The sequence below is a fragment of the Thioalkalivibrio sp. HL-Eb18 genome, from assembly GCF_000364985.1.
GTDB lineage: Bacteria > Pseudomonadota > Gammaproteobacteria > Ectothiorhodospirales > Ectothiorhodospiraceae > Thioalkalivibrio.
Map to the genome: position 1 here is coordinate 89,694 of NZ_KB822960.1, position 16,584 is coordinate 106,277.

Below are 16,584 nucleotides of genomic sequence, written 5' to 3' on the forward strand. Positions count from 1 at the left end.
TATCGGTTTTTATGTTAATGCACCGTTCAGGGAAGCCTTGCTAACGTTCGCTTCAGATGGGGCCGCAACCCCGTTGGTGAGTTGCAAACGAGGAGACCACAACAATGAAAACCAAGCTGTTCGTTCTGGCCGGGATCGCAGGGAGTGTGCTGATGCTGTCCTCCGCCGCGCAGGCGGCCGACATCCAGGCTGGCCAGTCCAAGTACCAGTCCACTTGCCTGAGCTGCCATGGCGCCGAAGGCAAGGGGCAGGCGATCTTCCCCGCGCTGGCCGGTCGTGACGCCGAGTACGTGACCGACAAGCTCGAGCGCTACCGCGCCGGTGAAGAGATCGGTTCCCATACCGGTCTGATGCGCCCGCATGCCCAGGCGCTGAGCGATGACGACATCGCCAACGTGGCCGCCTTCATCGAGTCCGAATTCAACTGATTCGGGCCACGACGAAGCGGCAAGCCGACGGGCCGGGGCTTCCCCCGGCCCGTTTGCGTTGGAGGGCCTGTCGCATGAGCCGCCTTTTGCCTGGCATGGCGGCATCCGGTAAAGTTTCGCGGTTCCGAGAGCGTGGCCGATGGTCGGTCCCGCTATCCCAGCGATTCCTGCGAGGCTTCCCATGGCACAACCCGATTTCATTGCCCCGTCCATCCTTTCCGCCGACTTCGCCCGTCTGGGCGAGGAAGTCGACAACGTCCTGGCCTCCGGCGCGGACATCGTCCACTTCGACGTGATGGATAACCACTACGTGCCGAACCTGACCATCGGCCCGCTGGTCTGCGATGCCCTGCGCAAGCACGGCGTGACCGCGCCGATCGACGTGCACCTGATGGTCAAGCCGGTGGACCGCATCATCCCGGACTTCGCCCAGGCCGGTGCCAGCTACATCACCTTCCACCCGGAGGCCTCCGACCACATCGACCGTACCCTGCAGCTGATCCACTCCGAGGGCTGCAAGGCGGGGCTGGTGTTCAACCCGGCGACCCCGCTGTCCTACCTGGAATACGTGATGGACAAGGTCGACATGATCCTGCTGATGTCGGTGAACCCGGGCTTTGGCGGCCAGAAGTTCATCCCGGCCACGCTCGACAAGCTGCGCGCCGCGCGCAAGATGATCGAAGAATCCGGGCGTGACATCCGCCTCGAGATCGACGGCGGCGTGAAGGCCGACAACATCCGCGAGATCAAGGCCGCGGGTGCCGATACTTTCGTCGCCGGTTCCGCGATCTTCGGCGCGTCCAGCGACTCCGACGCGAACCGCTACAACAGCATCATCCAGCAGATGCGCGACGAACTGGCCAAGGCCTGATTCGCCACGTCCGACGGAGACCGGGATGTCCCTCAAGCGCCCCCGCATGATCCTGATCGACCTGGACGGCACGCTGATCGACAGCGTGCCGGACCTGGCCTATAGCGTGGATGCCATGATGCGCGAGCTGGGCCTGCCCGAGCGCGGCGAGGCGGCCGTGCGCAACTGGGTCGGCAATGGGGTGGAACGGCTGGTCAAGCGGGCGCTGATCAATGCGCTCGACGGCGAACCGGACCCGGAGGCCTTCGAGCGCGCACTACCCGTCTTCATGCGCATCTATCAGGAGAACACTGCCGGGCGCTCGCCGCTGTACCCGGGGGTGCGCGAGGGGCTGGACCAGCTGAAGGCCGCCGGGTACCGCCTGGGCTGCGTGACCAACAAGGCCGAGCGCTTCACCGTGCCGCTGCTGCGGGAAAAGGGCATCCTCGACGACTTCGAGATCGTGGTCGCCGGCGACGCCCTGCCGCAGAAGAAGCCCGACCCGGCGCCGCTGCTGCACGCGGCGAACGAGCTGGGTGTCGACCCCTCCGAGTCGCTGATGGTCGGGGACTCGAAGAGCGACGTGAAGGCGGCACGCGCGGCCGGCTTCCAGATCGTCTGCATGACCTACGGCTACAATCACGGCGACGACATCCGCGACGAGAACCCCGACGCGGTGCTCGACCGGCTGGACGAACTGCCGGACTTGCTGCCCGCGCGGGCGGCCTGAGTATGATCGCAATGGGCCGGACAGCGAGGCGATGGCGAAACGGCGACTGATCTGCCGTGCCGTCTGCCCCTCTCTTGTCAGGAACCCTTGTGATGACCCCCGAACAGTTCGACGCACTGGCCCGCGAGGGCTACAACCGCATCCCGCTGGTGCGCGAGGTCCTGGCGGATCTCGAGACCCCGCTGTCCATCTTTCTGAAGCTGGCCAACCGGCCGTATTCCTACCTGTTCGAGTCGGTGCAGGGCGGGGAGCGCTGGGGCCGGTATTCCTTTATCGGCCTGCCGGCGCGGACCCGGGTGAGGGTGCACGGCCATGACATCACGGTGGAGACCGACGGTGATGTGGTCGAGCAAACCACCGAGACTGACCCGCTGGCCTGGATCGAGGCCTACCAGGCGCGCTTCAAGGTCGCCGACCTGCCGGGCCTGCCGCGCTTCACCGGTGGCCTGGTCGGCTATTTCGGCTTCGAGACCGTACGCCTGATCGAGCCGCGTCTGGAAGGCCCGGAAAAGCCCGATGCCCTGGGCCTGCCGGACATCCTGCTGATGGTCTCCGAGGAGGTCGTGGTCTACGACAACCTCTCCGGGCGGCTGTATCTGGTGGTGCATGCCGATACCTCGCGCCCCGACGGGCAGGCCGTGGCGGCCGAACGCCTCGATGCGCTGGAGAGCCGGATCGGCGAGCCGCTGGTGCCGCCGGAGGACCCGCCGCACCCGCACGCGGTGCCGGAGTATGTGCCGGGCTGGTCGGCCGAGGGTTTCAAGGCGGCCGTGGCGCGGGCGCAGGAATACATCATGGATGGCGACGTGATGCAGGTCGTGCTGGCACAGCGCATGAGCGTGCCGTTCTCGGCACCCCCGCTGGATCTCTACCGTGCGCTGCGGGCGCTGAACCCGTCGCCCTACATGTACTACCTGGACCTGGACGACCACCACGTGGTCGGCGCCTCGCCGGAGATCCTGGTGCGCCTGGAGGACGACCGCGTGACCGTGCGGCCGATCGCCGGAACCCGCCCGCGCGGGCGTACCGAGGAAGAGGACCGCGCGCTGGAGGTCGAGCTGCTGGCGGACCCGAAGGAGCGCGCCGAACACCTGATGCTGATCGACCTCGGGCGCAACGACGTCGGCCGAGTCTGCGAGATCGGCTCGGTGGAGGTGACCGACACCATGAGCATCGAGCGCTACTCGCACGTGATGCACATCGTCTCTAATGTGGAGGGGCAGCTTGCTCCGGGGCACTCGACGATGGACGTGCTGCGCGCGACCTTCCCGGCCGGTACGGTCTCCGGCGCGCCGAAGATCCGCGCGCTGGAGATCATCGACGAGCTGGAGCCGGTCAAGCGCGGGCCGTATTCCGGTGCGGTCGGCTACCTCTCCTGGTCCGGCAACATGGATACCGCGATCGCGATACGCACGGCGGTGCTGCACGACGGCGAGCTGCACATCCAGGCCGGCGCCGGGGTGGTGCATGACTCGGTGCCCGAGAACGAGTGGCAGGAGACCCTGAACAAGGGGCGCGCGGTCGTGCGCGCGGCCGAACTGGCGCTGGGCGGACTGGGGCCGCGCAGGCACCGTGGCTGAGGGCGTGATGACCAGCGCAGAACGGGCAGCGCGAGCGCGGTTGTCGGGCACGCCGGGCGCACTCGCGCTAGTCTGCGATCTGTACCGGTCCGGTGCGGCGGAGGGAATCCCGGCATGATCCTGATGATCGACAACTACGACTCGTTCACCTTCAATCTGGTCCAGTATCTGGGCGAGTTGGGGGCCGAGGTCGAGGTGCATCGCAACGACCAGATCACGCCCGACCAGGTCGCCGAGCTGGCACCTGCCGGGATCATGATTTCGCCCGGCCCCTGCACCCCGAACGAGGCGGGTGTGTCGATGGATGTGATCCGCCGCTTTGCCGGGCAGATCCCGGTCCTCGGGGTCTGCCTCGGGCATCAGGCGATTGGCCAGGTGTTCGGCGGGCGCGTGGTGCGGGCCCGCGAGATCATGCACGGCAAGACCTCCCCGGTGCATCACACCGGGGTAGGGGTCTTTGCGGGCCTCGAGAATCCGCTGGAGGCCACGCGCTATCACTCCCTGGTGGTGGAGTCGGCCTCGCTGCCCGATTGCCTGGAGGTCACCGCCTGGACCGAGCGCGAGGACGGCTCCCGCGACGAGATCATGGGCCTGCGCCACCGTGAGCTGGACGTCGAGGGCGTGCAGTTTCATCCCGAATCCATCCTGACCCGGCAGGGGCACGAGCTCCTCGACAACTTCCTGCGCCGCCTGCCCCAGCCGGCGTGACGCCGCACCAACGCACCCGGCTGCGTTTCGCGCTGCTGGTCGCACCCCTGGCGCTGCTGGCGCCGTTCTCGCTGGATACCTACCTGCCGTCGTTTCCGGCGATGGCCGCGGACCTGGCCGTCGACGGAGCGGCGATGCAGGCGACGCTGTCCTCCTATCTGGTCGCCTTTGCCCTGGCCACGCTGGTGGCCGGGCCGCTGTCGGATGCCTTGGGCCGGCGCCCGGTCGTGCTGTGGGCGCTGGTGGCCTATGTCGCGACATCCGCGCTGCTGGTGGTGGCGGTCGAGTACTGGCAGGTGATCGGGCTGCGTGTCGGCCAGGGCTTCGCGGCGGCGGCCGGAGTGGTGGTGAGCCGTGCCCTGGTGCGCGATCGCTTCGATCCCATTGATGCGCGGCGTGTATTCGCGATTGTGACGATCATGTTCGCGATGGGGCCCGCGATTGCGCCCATCCTGGGCGGCTATCTGCAATCCGCGTTTGGCTGGCGCTCGGTGTTCGCATTCCTGGTGCTCTACGGGGTGGTCTTGCTACTCGCTGCGCGTCTGTGGCTGCCGGAGACCCTGCCCCCGGTCGGGCGCGTGTCCAGCCGGCCGCGGCTGGTGCTCGGGCGCTACGCGGGCACGCTGCGCAATATGCAGTTCCTGCAGCCCGTACTGGTGCATACCACTTTGTTCGGGGCCAAGTTCCTGTTCGTCGCGGCCTCGCCCGCGCTGATCTATGTCCATCTCGGAGGTGGCGAGCGCGATTTCTGGTGGTTGTTCGCGCCGATGGTCGTGGGGCTGATGCTGGGGGGCGTGGCCTCCGGCTGGAGCGCCGGGCGCGGGGCGCCCGAGATCACCGTACGGATCGGCTTGCTGCTCACCGGGATTTCGCTCGCGCTGGTGGGCTGGGCAGCACTGGACCCGGAGCCCTCGGTGGCGGCCGTGACCCTGCCGTTTGCCCTGTACAGCTTTGCCCTGGCCCTGGGGATGCCCTCGCTGACCCTGCTGGCGCTGGACTGCTATCCGGGCGCCCGCGGCATGGCCTCGGCGATGCAGGCCTTTATCCAGCTCGGGTTTGCGGCCCTGCTCACGCTCTTCGTGGTCGACTGGCTGGATGACGTCCTGTTGCACCTGGTCGCCGGTGCGGCCGCAATCTGGCTGTTCGCCGCCTTCGTCTGGTTCATCGGGGACCGGCCGGGAAAACGCTGATCCGCGTTTCCCTGGTTCGTGCCGCGCGGGAGCGGGCGTTACACTAGCGCTCCCGATTCCCCGACAGGAGCAGCCCTGTGACCGTGCAGCAAGCCATAGCGGCCCTGATCGAACGCCAGAACCTGGATGAGGCGGCCATGACCGCTGTTATGCAGGCCGTGATGACCGGCGAGGCCACCGATGCCCAGATTGGCGGGCTGCTGGTGGCCCTGCGCATGAAGGGCGAGACCATCGAGGAGATCCGCGCGGCGGCCGGTGTAATGCGCGAGCTGGCGACGCGCGTGGATGTCCCGCGTACCGGGCTGGTCGATACCTGCGGCACCGGCGGCGATGCCTCCGGCACCTTCAATATCTCCACCGCCTCGGCGCTGGTTGCGGCGGCCGGCGGCGTGCGGGTCGCCAAGCACGGCAACCGTTCGGTGTCGTCGAAGTCCGGCTCCGCGGACGTGCTGGAGCATCTTGGGATCCATCTCGGGCTGTCGCCGGAGGCGGTTGGGTCCTGCATCGAAGAGGTCGGCGTCGGCTTCCTGTTCGCCCCGGCCCATCATGGTGCGATGAAACACGCGATCGGCCCGCGCAAGGAACTGGGCGTGCGCACGCTGTTCAACGTGCTGGGCCCGCTGACCAATCCCGCCGGGGCGCCGAATCAGGTGCTGGGCGTGTTCTCCGAAGCCTGGGTGCGCCCGCTGGCCGAGGCCCTGAAGGGCCTCGGCAGCGAGCATGTGCTGGTGGTGCACGCCGAGGACGGGCTGGACGAGATCAGCATCGGCGCGCCGACCTGGGTAGCCGAGCTGAAGGACGGCGTGATCCGCGAATATACGGTTCGGCCCGAGGATTTCGGTCTGGCCGTCACCGCGCTGGATGCGGTGCGGGTGGACAGTGTGGAGGCCTCGGCCGCAATGCTGCGTGACGTCCTGGAGGGCAAACCCGGCGCCGCGCGCGACATCGTGCTGCTGAACGCTGGCGCCGCCATCTACGCGGGTGGCGGTGCCGATTCGCTGGCGGGCGGTGTGCAGCGGGCGGCGGCCGCGATCGACAGTGGCGCCGCGCGCGAGCGCCTGGAGCGCCTGCAAGAGGCGAGTGCACGACTGGCAGACAAGGACCCGGCATGAGCGAGATCCGAGATGTACCCGATATTCTCAAGCGGATCCTCGAGCGCAAGCGCGAGGAGGTGAAGGAACGCGAGGCCTTCTGGCCGTTGCGCGAGCTGCGTGGCTGGATGGGGTCGGCCCCGGAGCCGCGCGGGTTCCGGGCGGCGCTGCAGCGCGATATCGATGCCGGCCGCGCCGCCGTGATCGCGGAGATCAAGAAGGCCAGCCCCAGCCAGGGGCAGATCAGCCCGAACTTCAACCCCGAGGCCTTCGCCCGCAGCTACGAGGAACACGGGGCCACCTGCCTGTCAGTGCTGACCGACGTGGACTTCTTCAAGGGGCGTGACGGCGATCTGCGCGATGCGCGCGTGGCCTGCAAGCTGCCGATTCTGCGCAAGGACTTCGTGATCGACCTTTACCAGGTCTACGAGGCGCGGGTGCTGGGGGCGGACTGCGTGCTGCTGATCGCCGCCGCGCTGGATGACACCGCGCTGCATGAGCTGTACTTCCTGACCCGCGAGCTGGGCATGGATGCCCTGGTCGAGGTGCACGATGCCGAAGAGCTCGAGCGCGCGAAGAAGATCGGGGCGGACCTGATCGGCATCAACAACCGCGATCTGCGTACTTTCGAGACGCGCCTGGAGACCACGCTGGAACTGAAGAACCAGGTGCCGGAATCGGCGCTTCTGGTCACCGAGAGCGGCATCCATACCCGCAAGGATGTGGCGCGCATGCAGGAGGCGGGGGTGAATGCCTTCCTCGTGGGCGAGGCCTTCATGCGCACCGAGGATCCAGGGCTGGCGCTGGGCCGGCTGTTCCGCGGCGAGGACTGATACTTCGTCCGGTCGTCCGGTCGTCCGCGGTTTGCTTGCGGGCGAGGTGCCCGCCCGCGTTCGCTGCGGGCAGGTTTTTGCCGGGATGCCGTTCAGCGGGTGCCGAACACGACGATGGTCTTGCCGTGGGCGGTGATCAGTCCGCGTTCCTCCAGGTCCTTCAGGACACGCCCGGCCATCTCGCGCGAGCAGCCGACGATGCGCGCGATCTCCTGGCGGGTGATACGCAGCTGCATGCCATCCGGGTGGGTCATGGCGTCGGGCTGGCGTGCCAGATCCAGCAGGGTGTGGGCAATGCGGCCGGTAACGTCGACAAAGGCCAGGTCCATCACCTTGCGCGAGGTCTGGCGCAGGCGGGTGGCGATCTGGCTGGTCAGCAGCATCAGGATCTCCGGGTCGCGCTGCACGATCTCGCGGAACTGGGTGTAGGGGATCTCGGCGGTCTCGGTATCCTCGCGGGTGACGACCGTCGCCGAGCGCGGGTCATCCTCGAACATGCCGAGTTCGCCAAAGAATTCGCCCTTGTTCAGGTAGGCCAGAACGAGCTCGTGCCCGTTGTTCTCGCCCAACACGGAAACGGAGCCGCTGACGACGTAGTACAACGTATCCGGTACCGTGCCGGAGTGAATGATCGTCGTGCGCTTGCGATAGTGCCGGCGGTGGCAGTAACCGAGGAAGCGCTCCAGTGCCGGCGACGGCTGTGCCGGGCGGTAGACGAACGGGTTATTCATAGTCATGGCATCCATGGCTTTTACGTCTCGCTTGTTGAGGACGGTTTTCAGTGTAATTCAGCCCTCCGCGAGCGGGACGCGGGTGTCGGGATCGAGTCACAAAATTCGTCGAGCGAGATTTGATTTTGTGCTTTGTATCTCAAAGTTCATGCATTTTTTGTTGAGTATAGGCCACACAGGGCCTTCCAAACGGGCCGAAATTGTGGGCAAAAGGAGACGCGCATGCAGGTCAGGGTGAAGTGGCTGGAGCAGGTGGCGTTTGTCGGCGAGACCGGCAGCGGTCACGCGATCGTGATGGATGGCCCCCCGGATGCCGGCGGTCGCAACCTGGGGGTTCGTCCGATGGAGATGCTGCTGCTGGGGCTGGGTGGATGCACCAGTTTCGATGTCGTGGCGATGCTCAAAAAGGGGCGCCAGGAGGTCCTCGACTGCGAGGTCACGGTGGACGGTACGCGGGCGGAGACGGTGCCGAAGGTGTTCACCGATATTCATGTCCACTTTCGCGTCTACGGGAACGGACTGTCGGAAAAGCAGGTGGGGCGGGCGGTGGAGCTGTCCGCGGAGAAATACTGTTCGGCCTCGCTGATGCTTGGTGCGGCGGCCAGGGTTACCCACGACTTCGAGATTGTCGAGGGCCCGGCACCGCGCTGAGTCACCCGCGCGGGTAGCGGAAATTTCCGCCAGCAGGCGCGGCGTGTTTCCCTGACGGGCTGCTACGTCTACAATCCGCCGTTCCCTGCGCACCGGGCAAGAGGAAACGCCATGCCCCGTCACAAGAAGCAGATCAAGCTCCACGGGTTCAACAACCTGACCAAGAGCCTGAGCTTCAACATCTATGACATCTGCTACGCCTCCGGCGAACGCCATCGGGACGAGTACATTGCGTACATCGACGAGGCCTACAACGCCCAGCGTCTGACGCAGATCCTGACGGACGTGGCCCACCTGATCGGGGCCAATATCCTGGATATCTCGCGTCAGGACTACGACCCGCAGGGCGCCTCGGTGACGATGCTGATCTCTGAAGAGCCGGTGGCGACCGAGATGATCGGGTACACAGAGGGACCGGGCCCGCTGCCGGAGACCGTAGTCGGGCACCTCGACAAGAGCCATATCACGGTCCATACCTATCCCGAAGCGCACCCTGAGGGGGGCATTGCCACCTTCCGCGCGGACATCGATGTCTCCACCTGCGGGCGCATCTCCCCGCTGCGTGCCCTGAACTACCTGATCCACAGCTTCGAGTCGGATATCGTGATCATGGATTACCGCGTGCGCGGCTTTACCCGTGACGTGCGTGGCAAGAAGCACTTCATCGACCACAAGATCAACTCCATCCAGGACTTCCTCTCGCGCGATACCAAAGAGAAGTACCAGATGGTGGACGTGAACGTGTACCAAGAGTACCTGTTCCACACCAAGATGGTGCTCAAGGATTTCGATCTCGACAGCTACCTGTTCGGCCTGGGCAAGGATGACTACTCGGCCAAGGAGGCCAAGCGCATCGCCAAGTTGCTCAAGCACGAGATGATGGAGATCTTCTACGGCAAGAACATGAGCCGCCCTGCCTGATCCGCGATGCCGCGTTCCTTGGCCGACGCGGCAGCATCGCTTGGAGACACCCGCGACGGGCGTTCCATCTGGCACACTGTCGGGACCTGTCCGCGAACCGGAGGTCCCATGTCCAGCCGTGCACCCGCGATCGATGCCCACCCGGCGATGTTTCGCAATCACCCGTTCGGTTTCATTTTCAGCGTTTTGCTGATTGCCGCCTTTGGCCTGGGGCTGTTGATCCTGCTGTGGTGGTATCTGCAGACGCGTTCGGTGCGCCTGCGCATTGATGCCGATCAGGTGCACCTGGAAGAGGGCCTGCTCAGCAAGTCCCATGTGGACCTGGATATCGGACAGATTCGCACCGTGAAGGTCGACCAGAGCTTCTGGAACCGGATCTTCCGGGTCGGCGAGATTGCGGTGTACACCACCGGCGACAATCCGGAGTTCCGCGTCAGTGGTATCCCGGACCCGCACCGCGTGCGGGACTATGTGCGTGATCGTCGCGAGGCGGCTGCGTGAGCGCCGGCGATCGCCGCGACGGCCGCCTGGCCCTGCGCATCCTGCTGGGGACCTCGGCCCTGGCCACATTGCTGGTGGCGTTGATCGTACTGGGCGCGGCCGTCACCCTGCCGGGGCTGTCCGAGTGGGTCGCGACCACCTTCGACGACGGCATGGGGCTGCAGATGGCGGCCCTGGTGGCCGCAATCGTCTCGGTGCTGGTCATGCTGGTGTTCGCGCTGGCGGCCGGGGAGGGGCTGATCGGCGAGTTGCAGTTCATGATCCCCGGCTTTTTCTTGTTCTTTGTCTTTTTCTGGCTGCTGCTGGCCTGGATCTTCTGAACCGGCCGGCGGGTGGCCCCACCACCACGGAGCATCCAACGCGTGAGCAATCAGCAAGACGCCGACCCCAACGCGCCGCACCGCCTGACGCTGCGGCCGACGCGGATGGAAGACTACGACGATATCCGCGAGATCATGGAACGGGTATACGAGGACCTCGACGGCGCCTGGAGCGAGGCCCAGTTCCGGTCGCAGATTTCCCGCTTCCCCGAAGGCCAGATCTGCATCGAGGACAAGGGCAAGGTGGTGGCCGCCGCGATCAGCCTGATCGTCGAGTACAAGCGTTTCGGTGACCAGCACAGCTACTGGCAGATCACCGGAAACGGGTTTCTGACCACCCATGACCCGGATGGTGACACCCTGTACGGCGTCGATATCTTTGTCCACCCCGACTATCGCGGCCTGCGCCTCGGGCGCCGTCTGTATGACGCGCGCAAGGAGCTGTGCCAGAAGCTCAACCTGCGCGCGATCGTGGCCGGTGGGCGCATCCCGGGCTACGAGCAGTACCGGGACGAGCTGACCCCGCAGCAGTACGTGGAGAAGGTCAAGAACCACGAGATCACCGACCCAATCCTGACCTTTCAGCTGGCCAACGACTTCCACGTTCGCAAGATCATCACCAACTACCTCCCGGACGACGAGAAATCCGGCGCCTACGCGACCCTGATCGAGTGGCTGAACATCTACTACGAGGAGAAGGAGAAGCTGATCGGGGGCAGCCGTTCGGATGTGCGTATCGGCGTGGTCCAGTGGCAGATGCGCCCGACGCCGGATCTCGACTCGCTGTTTCAGCAGGTCGAATACTTCGTGGATGCCGTCTCCGGCTATCGCTCCGACTGCGTGCTGTTCCCGGAGTTCTTCAATGGCCCGCTGATGGGGGCGTTCAACCAGGAGTACCCGGCCGAGGCCGTGCGGCACCTGGCCGAGTACACCGAGCAGATCCGCGAGGAGATGGTGCGCCTGGCGCTCGCCTACAACATCAACATCGTCGCCGGGTCGATGCCCGAATACACCGACGATGTCCTGCGCAACGTCTCGTATTTGTGCCGGCGCGACGGCACCTGGGACCGCCAGTACAAGATCCACGTTACCCCGGACGAAGTCGCCTACTGGGGGCTGCAGGGCGGGGACGAGGTGCATGTATTCGACACCGACTTCGGCAAGATCGGCATCCTGATCTGCTACGACGTGGAGTTCCCGGAACTGCCCAGGGTAATGGCCGAGAAGGGGCTGCAGATCCTGTTCGTGCCGTACTGGACCGACACCAAGAACGCCTACCTGCGAGTCCGCCGCTGTGCCCAGGCGCGCGCCATCGAGAACGAGTGCTACGTGGTCATGTCCGGTTCGGTCGGCAACCTCCCCAGGGTCGAGAACATGGACATGCAGTACTCGCAGGCGGCGGTGTTCACGCCGTCCGATTTTGCGTTCCCGCACGACGCGGTGGCCGCGGAGGCGACGCCGAATACCGAGATGACCCTGATCGTCGATCTCGACCTCGACAACCTCAAGGAACTGCGCAACCACGGCTCGGTGCGCAACCTGCGCGACCGGCGGCGGGATCTGTATGCGGTCCAGTGGAAGTCGAAGCCCGTTTGAGCGGCGCGCAAAAACGTGACCCGGTTCTCGTCGGACCGCAGCGTGCGCTGGCGCCGGGGCGGGTGCATGCGTAACCTTCAGAGCGGGACTCGAGTCCGGTCGTGCAGGGAAGCGCGGCACGTGGCGTGCCCCGGGGGACTTTGATGAGTGAACAACAATCGGCAACGACCCGCACCGCCATTCTGGTGGTGGATGATTCCAAGGTGATCCGGATCGCCCTGCAGCGCATCCTGCAGGGTGAGCGTGTGGTCTACGAGGCCGCGGATGGCGAAGAGGCCTGGTCTCTCCTGCAGCGCAATGCCGATATCGGTCTGGTGCTGACGGACCTGTCCATGCCGGGGCTGGATGGCCAGGACCTGTTGTTGCGTATTCGCGATGGCGCCGAAGGGCTCCCGGCCGATCTTCCGGTGGCCATCATCACCGGCCAGGAAAGCGACGAGGAAGCCAGTCGCGAATGGCTGCAACTGGGCGCCAACGCCGTGTTGATGAAGCCCTTTGTGCCCGGTCGTGTGCGCGAGGTGGTCAATGACCTGCTGCCGCTGACCCCTGGGGGTGGCGGTGACCAGCTACTGCGGCAGGAAGTGGACCGGCTGCGGCGCGAGTTGATGCTCCGCCAGCAATCCGCCAGCGAACGCGAGGCGCAGCGCGAGATCGAACGCCTGCGTGCCGCGCTGAGCGAAGCGCACGACGAGGCGACGGCCGCCTTGCAGCGCGCCGAGGAAAGCGAAGGCCAGCTGGCCGAGCTGCAGGCGGCCGAGCTGATCGCGGGCGAAGACCCGGGAGAAGAGACGGCCACTCCGGACTCGCCCGAGCAGGTCGAGGAGCTGGAAATACTACGTGCCCGGGTGCGCGAGTTCGAGAACGAGAATATCCGGCTGGACCACGAGCTGGTGGAGCTGGACCGCTTGCGCGAGACCGTGCAGAAGGAGCGGGATCAGGCCCTGGAAGAGGCGTCCCGGCTGCGTCAGGAGCGCAATCAGCAGTGCGAGCGTGCCGCCGCAGCCGAGCGGGCACGGGCGGACCTGGAGGCGCGCTGTTCGGAGCAGGATGGCTCCTCCTCGGCCCTTGCCGAACGGCTGGCCCGTCGTGAGCAGGAGCTGGAGGAGGCACGCGAACGCAATCAGACCCTGCGAGCCCGCATTCGCGAACTGGAGCTGGGGTCGACGTCGCCGGATCCGGTGGCGTCTCTGTCGGGGCAGGAGCGTGACGCCGCTGCTGCGCGCGGGGGGGCGCAAGAACCGCTGGTGGCCCGTACCAACGAACCGATGTCGCCCGCACCGGCACTGGCCGCCGATACGCCGGCGGCCAGGCCTTCATCGCGCAAACGCCGCAGTCGTCCGGCGCCTTCTCGTGGCTGGCGCTGGCTGAAGCTGGCGATTCTGGTCATGGTGGCCGTGGTGGTGGGGCTTGGGACGCTGATTTTTTTCCGCAACTTCTGATCGGATCAGCGGGCCCGGGTAGCGTAAATTGAGCGTGGCGGGCAACGGGCCCGCCACGCTCAAGTACTGCCAGATGTTCGAATTACATGCGTTCCAGGGCGCTCAGCAGGTGCTTCCAGGAGTCGCGGTCAGCCCGCTCGTCGTAGCCCACCGGCATGTCGAACTTCTCGGCGATCTCATCGGCCCCGGGGTTGGTGAAACTGTGCACCACTCCGGAGAAGTCGACAAAGGTATAGGTGGCCTCGGCGTTGTCCATCTCCTCGCGGAAGTCCGCCACCTGCTCCGGCGGAACCATCGGGTCGGCCGCACCGTTGAACACCAGGACCTCGGCCGTGACGTCGCCCGTGCCGGCCGGGTGGTCGGTTACCAGTGCGCCGTGGAAGCTGGCAACCAGGGACAGGTCCATGCCGGCGCGCGCGGCCTCCAGCACCACCGTGCCGCCGAAGCAGTAGCCGACCGCCGCCAGTGCCTGGTCGGCTGTGGCATCGTGGTCCTTGAGCCAGTCATGGGCGGCCTCGAAGCGGCCCAGCATCAGGTCGCGGTTGCCGCGAATCTGCCCGGCGAACTCCCCCGCCTCGGATGGGTGGTCGGCTCTCTTGCCGCTGCCGTACATGTCCAGTGCGAAGGCGGCATAGCCCTCGCGTGCCAGTTGCTCGGCCCGGTCGCGGGCGTATTCGTTGTGGCCCCACCATTCATGGACCACCAGGACGCCCGGGTGGGGGCCGTCGCTATCGGGATAGGCGAGATAGCCGGTCATCTCCTCGCCATCATGTTCGTAGGTGACCTCCTCGGTCTGGATGCCGGCCAGCGCCAGGCCGGGGAGGGTAAAGGCCAGTAGTGCAGCGGTCAGTCGAAACGCCATGGGACAACCTCCGTTGTGGGGTACAAGCAACCATTAGTGACCCGAGTACCTGATTATGGTTCGTTCCGCCGCGATTTGCCCGCGCTTCGTTTCCCTGACGGGAGGCATGGGGCTACAGTAGACACAGCGGGGCGGGCGGCCCTGTCATGGAGAATCAGGATGTCCGAGATGCACGCAACGGAGAGCCTCGAGGCGCGCGTCCAGTCGGCCGACAAGCTGCTGGCGATGCCGCAGGTCGTGTTCGAGGTCGCGCGCCTGCTGGAGGATGACACCAGTACCCCGGGGCAGATCGCCGCGACCCTGGGACGTGACCCCGGTCTGGTGGCCCTCGTTCTGCGCCTGGCCAACAGCCCGGCGTACGCGCAGACGCGCAGCGTCGATACCGTGGAACGGGCGGTGAGCCTGCTCGGACGCGACACCCTTAAGCGTCTGGTCGTCGCCGGTGCGATCACCCGCGCGACTGGCAGCATCCCCGACCAGGAGCGTCTGCCGCTGGAGGTGTTCTGGCGCCATTCCGCCTACTGTGCGGTCATCGCCCGCCACCTGGCCGACCGGGTTCTGCCGCGCCAGGCCGGTAGCGTCTTTCTCGCCGGGCTGTTGCATGACCTGGGCAAGCTCTTGCTGTTCACCCAGTCGCCGGAGGCGGCGCACCGTGCGTTTCTCTCCAGTCTGGATATCGGGACGGGCCCGAGTCCACAGCGGGCCGAGCGTGAGCAACTGGGTTTCGACCACGCGGAGCTGGGCGGGGCGCTGGCCGCCCACTGGGGGCTGCCGGAGGGGCTGGTGGCCTGCGTGGCCGGACACCACCACCCGCAGTCGGCGCCCGAGGTGCACCGGTTGGCAGTGATGCTGGTGCATCTCGCCAATACGGGGGCCCACCTGGCCGAGATTGACTCGCGCGACTGGGCCGATGCTCCACCGGTGGACGAGGGTGTCTGGCAGGCCGTCGGGCTGGAGCCGGAGGACCTGCTGCGGGCCGTGGAGGCGGCCCAGCACGAGATCGTGGATGTCGAGGCGCTTTGTGCGCCAGGCCCGGAGTGATGCGAACCTTGGTGTGCTGCGGGCGGTCCTAGAGGCATGAACCTTCTGCGTCACTTTTCTGCGCTGACCACCTTGCTGCTGGGCGGATTGCTCGTGGGCTGTGCGAGCATCCCCGAAGGGATCGAGCCCCTGCCGGAGGAGCCCCTGACCCGCGCCGAGGTCCTCGCCGATCCCGAGGCGACCAAGGGTCAGGCTGTGGTCTGGGGCGGTGTCATTGCAAAGGTCGAGAACACCCGGGATGGCACCCGACTTGAGGTGGTGGCGCGCCCGCTCAGTCGCGAGGCTCGTCCGCGCGAGGTCGACCAGTCGGAAGGGCGGTTCCGCGCCTATATCGACGACTTCCTCGATCCCCAGGTGTACGAGGAGGGGCGCGAGGTCACGGTGCGCGGGCGACTGGGCGGCATAGAGGACGGCTCAATTGGCGAGTTCGACTATCGCTTCGTCCGCATCGAGGCACAGACGGTACACCTGTGGGCCAAGCGCCCCCCGCCGCGCGATCCGTATTACTACGACCCTTGGGGCCCGCCGGGCTATATGGGCCCGTACTGGCGGCCGCACCCCTACCACTGGCGTCACGACCCCTGGCGATATGATCCCTGGTACTGGTAACGCATGGCGAAGCCGGGTCGCTGCGCTGGCGCTGATGTGCGCGCCGGTACTGCTGGCGGGCTGTGCCGCCGGCCCGCTGGACATCCCCGATGCGGTGGGTGATCCGGTGCCCCCGCGCAGCGTGACGGCCGACAACCTGCCCGCCGAGGACCAGGTCTGGGGCGGGGTGATCGCGCGGGTCGACAATCGTGCGGACAGCACGGTACTCGAGGTGGTCAGCTACCCGTTGCAGCGCCAGGAGCCCCAGACACGGCAGGCCAATACGGGGCGTTTTCGCCTCAAGCTCGATGGATTTGCCGATCCGGTCGACTACCGCCCGGGTCGGCGCGTTACGGCGGTGGGGACGGTTTCGGGGACCGAGGAAGGCTCGATCGGGGAGCTGGCCTACGTCTTCCCGCTGCTGGACGCCTACTCGGTCCATCTGTGGCCAGACCCGGAGCCTCCTAGACCTTCGTCGGGCGTACGTTTCGGGATCGGTATCGGGATTGGCCTCTAGCGCGTCG

Annotated in this window: 19 protein-coding genes; 17 read left to right on the top strand and 2 right to left on the bottom strand. The window is 66.3% G+C overall.

The window, feature by feature from the left end; all coding sequences use genetic code 11:
• The first annotated feature begins 104 nt into the window (after window positions 1–104).
• From F813_RS0100440 to trpC, 8 genes are all read left to right on the top strand, one after another.
• Complete coding sequence (locus F813_RS0100440; RefSeq protein WP_012983727.1) at window positions 105–428, top strand: c-type cytochrome; 324 nt, start codon at window positions 105–107, stop codon at window positions 426–428.
• A gap of 181 nt (window positions 429–609) precedes the next feature.
• Window positions 610–1,299 carry a ribulose-phosphate 3-epimerase gene (gene rpe / locus F813_RS0100445; protein ID WP_017925140.1) on the top strand — a complete coding sequence of 230 codons (690 nt, stop codon included), beginning with the start codon at window positions 610–612 and terminating at the stop codon, window positions 1,297–1,299.
• A 25-nt stretch (window positions 1,300–1,324) separates the two neighbouring features.
• Window positions 1,325–2,008 (top strand): phosphoglycolate phosphatase, encoded by a 684-nt coding sequence (locus F813_RS0100450; protein ID WP_017925141.1) that lies wholly within the window; start codon window positions 1,325–1,327, stop codon window positions 2,006–2,008.
• A gap of 92 nt (window positions 2,009–2,100) precedes the next feature.
• Window positions 2,101–3,588 (top strand): anthranilate synthase component I, encoded by a 1,488-nt coding sequence (gene trpE / locus F813_RS0100455; protein WP_017925142.1) that lies wholly within the window; start codon window positions 2,101–2,103, stop codon window positions 3,586–3,588.
• A 114-nt stretch (window positions 3,589–3,702) separates the two neighbouring features.
• On the top strand, window positions 3,703–4,296 hold the full coding sequence (locus F813_RS0100460) for an aminodeoxychorismate/anthranilate synthase component II (RefSeq protein WP_017925143.1): 594 nt from the start codon (window positions 3,703–3,705) through the stop codon (window positions 4,294–4,296).
• Window positions 4,293–5,486 (top strand): multidrug effflux MFS transporter, encoded by a 1,194-nt coding sequence (locus F813_RS0100465; RefSeq protein ID WP_017925144.1) that lies wholly within the window; start codon window positions 4,293–4,295, stop codon window positions 5,484–5,486. The genes F813_RS0100460 and F813_RS0100465 overlap by 4 nt, the downstream gene beginning before the upstream one ends.
• 77 nt (window positions 5,487–5,563) lie before the next feature.
• A complete protein-coding gene (gene trpD / locus F813_RS0100470) occupies window positions 5,564–6,598 on the top strand; it encodes an anthranilate phosphoribosyltransferase (RefSeq protein ID WP_017925145.1) in 1,035 nt (344 codons plus the stop codon).
• A complete protein-coding gene (trpC, locus tag F813_RS0100475) occupies window positions 6,595–7,410 on the top strand; it encodes an indole-3-glycerol phosphate synthase TrpC (RefSeq protein ID WP_017925146.1) in 816 nt (271 codons plus the stop codon). Before trpD ends, trpC begins: the two co-directional genes overlap by 4 nt.
• Window positions 7,411–7,502: 92 nt before the next feature.
• Here the strand turns inward: trpC and crp are convergent, their stop codons facing one another.
• Window positions 7,503–8,141: a cAMP-activated global transcriptional regulator CRP gene (gene crp / locus F813_RS0100480; RefSeq protein ID WP_012983719.1), complete on the bottom strand. Its 639-nt coding sequence runs from the start codon at window positions 8,139–8,141 to the stop codon at window positions 7,503–7,505.
• Window positions 8,142–8,363: 222 nt separating this feature from the next.
• On the opposite strand from crp, the gene F813_RS0100485 reads away from it, so the two are divergent.
• From F813_RS0100485 to F813_RS0100510, 6 genes are all read left to right on the top strand, one after another.
• Entirely contained in the window at window positions 8,364–8,792 is a 429-nt protein-coding gene (locus F813_RS0100485; protein WP_017925147.1) for an OsmC family protein, read from the top strand.
• Between the two features lie 111 nt (window positions 8,793–8,903).
• Entirely contained in the window at window positions 8,904–9,713 is an 810-nt protein-coding gene (speD, locus tag F813_RS0100490; RefSeq protein WP_012983717.1) for an adenosylmethionine decarboxylase, read from the top strand.
• 108 nt (window positions 9,714–9,821) lie between these two features.
• Window positions 9,822–10,214: a PH domain-containing protein gene (locus F813_RS0100495; RefSeq protein ID WP_017925148.1), complete on the top strand. Its 393-nt coding sequence runs from the start codon at window positions 9,822–9,824 to the stop codon at window positions 10,212–10,214.
• The gene (locus tag F813_RS0100500) at window positions 10,211–10,534 is read left to right on the top strand and encodes a hypothetical protein (RefSeq protein ID WP_017925149.1); all 324 of its coding nucleotides are present in this window, start codon (window positions 10,211–10,213) and stop codon (window positions 10,532–10,534) included. The genes F813_RS0100495 and F813_RS0100500 overlap by 4 nt, the downstream gene beginning before the upstream one ends.
• A gap of 42 nt (window positions 10,535–10,576) precedes the next feature.
• A complete protein-coding gene (locus tag F813_RS0100505; RefSeq protein WP_017925150.1) occupies window positions 10,577–12,130 on the top strand; it encodes a bifunctional GNAT family N-acetyltransferase/carbon-nitrogen hydrolase family protein in 1,554 nt (517 codons plus the stop codon).
• A 143-nt stretch (window positions 12,131–12,273) separates the two neighbouring features.
• Window positions 12,274–13,569, top strand: coding sequence for a response regulator transcription factor (locus tag F813_RS0100510; protein WP_017925151.1), 1,296 nt, complete (start codon window positions 12,274–12,276; stop codon window positions 13,567–13,569).
• Between the two features lie 82 nt (window positions 13,570–13,651).
• Here the strand turns inward: F813_RS0100510 and F813_RS0100515 are convergent, their stop codons facing one another.
• Window positions 13,652–14,431, bottom strand: a complete 780-nt coding sequence (locus F813_RS0100515; protein ID WP_017925152.1) for a dienelactone hydrolase family protein — start codon at window positions 14,429–14,431, stop codon at window positions 13,652–13,654.
• Between the two features lie 159 nt (window positions 14,432–14,590).
• On the opposite strand from F813_RS0100515, the gene F813_RS0100520 reads away from it, so the two are divergent.
• From F813_RS0100520 to F813_RS0100530, 3 genes are read left to right on the top strand one after another with little or no spacing between them, the layout of a single operon-like run.
• Window positions 14,591–15,472, top strand: coding sequence for an HDOD domain-containing protein (locus F813_RS0100520; protein ID WP_017925153.1), 882 nt, complete (start codon window positions 14,591–14,593; stop codon window positions 15,470–15,472).
• Window positions 15,473–15,508: 36 nt separating this feature from the next.
• On the top strand, window positions 15,509–16,081 hold the full coding sequence (locus F813_RS0100525; RefSeq protein ID WP_017925154.1) for a Slp family lipoprotein: 573 nt from the start codon (window positions 15,509–15,511) through the stop codon (window positions 16,079–16,081).
• Entirely contained in the window at window positions 16,062–16,577 is a 516-nt protein-coding gene (locus F813_RS0100530) for a Slp family lipoprotein (protein WP_051048340.1), read from the top strand. Before F813_RS0100525 ends, F813_RS0100530 begins: the two co-directional genes overlap by 20 nt.
• The last annotated feature ends 7 nt before the right edge of the window (window positions 16,578–16,584 follow it).

Coding starts and splice junctions, on each gene's coding strand:
- F813_RS0100485 (WP_017925147.1), top strand. CDS start 8,364: ATGCAGGTCAGGGTGAAGTGGCTGGAGCAGGTGGCGTTTGTCGGCGAG.
- F813_RS0100510 (WP_017925151.1), top strand. CDS start 12,274: ATGAGTGAACAACAATCGGCAACGACCCGCACCGCCATTCTGGTGGTG.
- crp (WP_012983719.1), bottom strand. CDS start 8,141: ATGAATAACCCGTTCGTCTACCGCCCGGCACAGCCGTCGCCGGCACTG.
- trpC (WP_017925146.1), top strand. CDS start 6,595: ATGAGCGAGATCCGAGATGTACCCGATATTCTCAAGCGGATCCTCGAG.
- F813_RS0100460 (WP_017925143.1), top strand. CDS start 3,703: ATGATCCTGATGATCGACAACTACGACTCGTTCACCTTCAATCTGGTC.
- F813_RS0100520 (WP_017925153.1), top strand. CDS start 14,591: ATGTCCGAGATGCACGCAACGGAGAGCCTCGAGGCGCGCGTCCAGTCG.
- trpE (WP_017925142.1), top strand. CDS start 2,101: ATGACCCCCGAACAGTTCGACGCACTGGCCCGCGAGGGCTACAACCGC.
- F813_RS0100450 (WP_017925141.1), top strand. CDS start 1,325: ATGTCCCTCAAGCGCCCCCGCATGATCCTGATCGACCTGGACGGCACG.
- F813_RS0100530 (WP_051048340.1), top strand. CDS start 16,062: ATGATCCCTGGTACTGGTAACGCATGGCGAAGCCGGGTCGCTGCGCTG.
- F813_RS0100440 (WP_012983727.1), top strand. CDS start 105: ATGAAAACCAAGCTGTTCGTTCTGGCCGGGATCGCAGGGAGTGTGCTG.
- F813_RS0100515 (WP_017925152.1), bottom strand. CDS start 14,431: ATGGCGTTTCGACTGACCGCTGCACTACTGGCCTTTACCCTCCCCGGC.
- F813_RS0100495 (WP_017925148.1), top strand. CDS start 9,822: ATGTCCAGCCGTGCACCCGCGATCGATGCCCACCCGGCGATGTTTCGC.
- speD (WP_012983717.1), top strand. CDS start 8,904: ATGCCCCGTCACAAGAAGCAGATCAAGCTCCACGGGTTCAACAACCTG.
- F813_RS0100525 (WP_017925154.1), top strand. CDS start 15,509: ATGAACCTTCTGCGTCACTTTTCTGCGCTGACCACCTTGCTGCTGGGC.
- rpe (WP_017925140.1), top strand. CDS start 610: ATGGCACAACCCGATTTCATTGCCCCGTCCATCCTTTCCGCCGACTTC.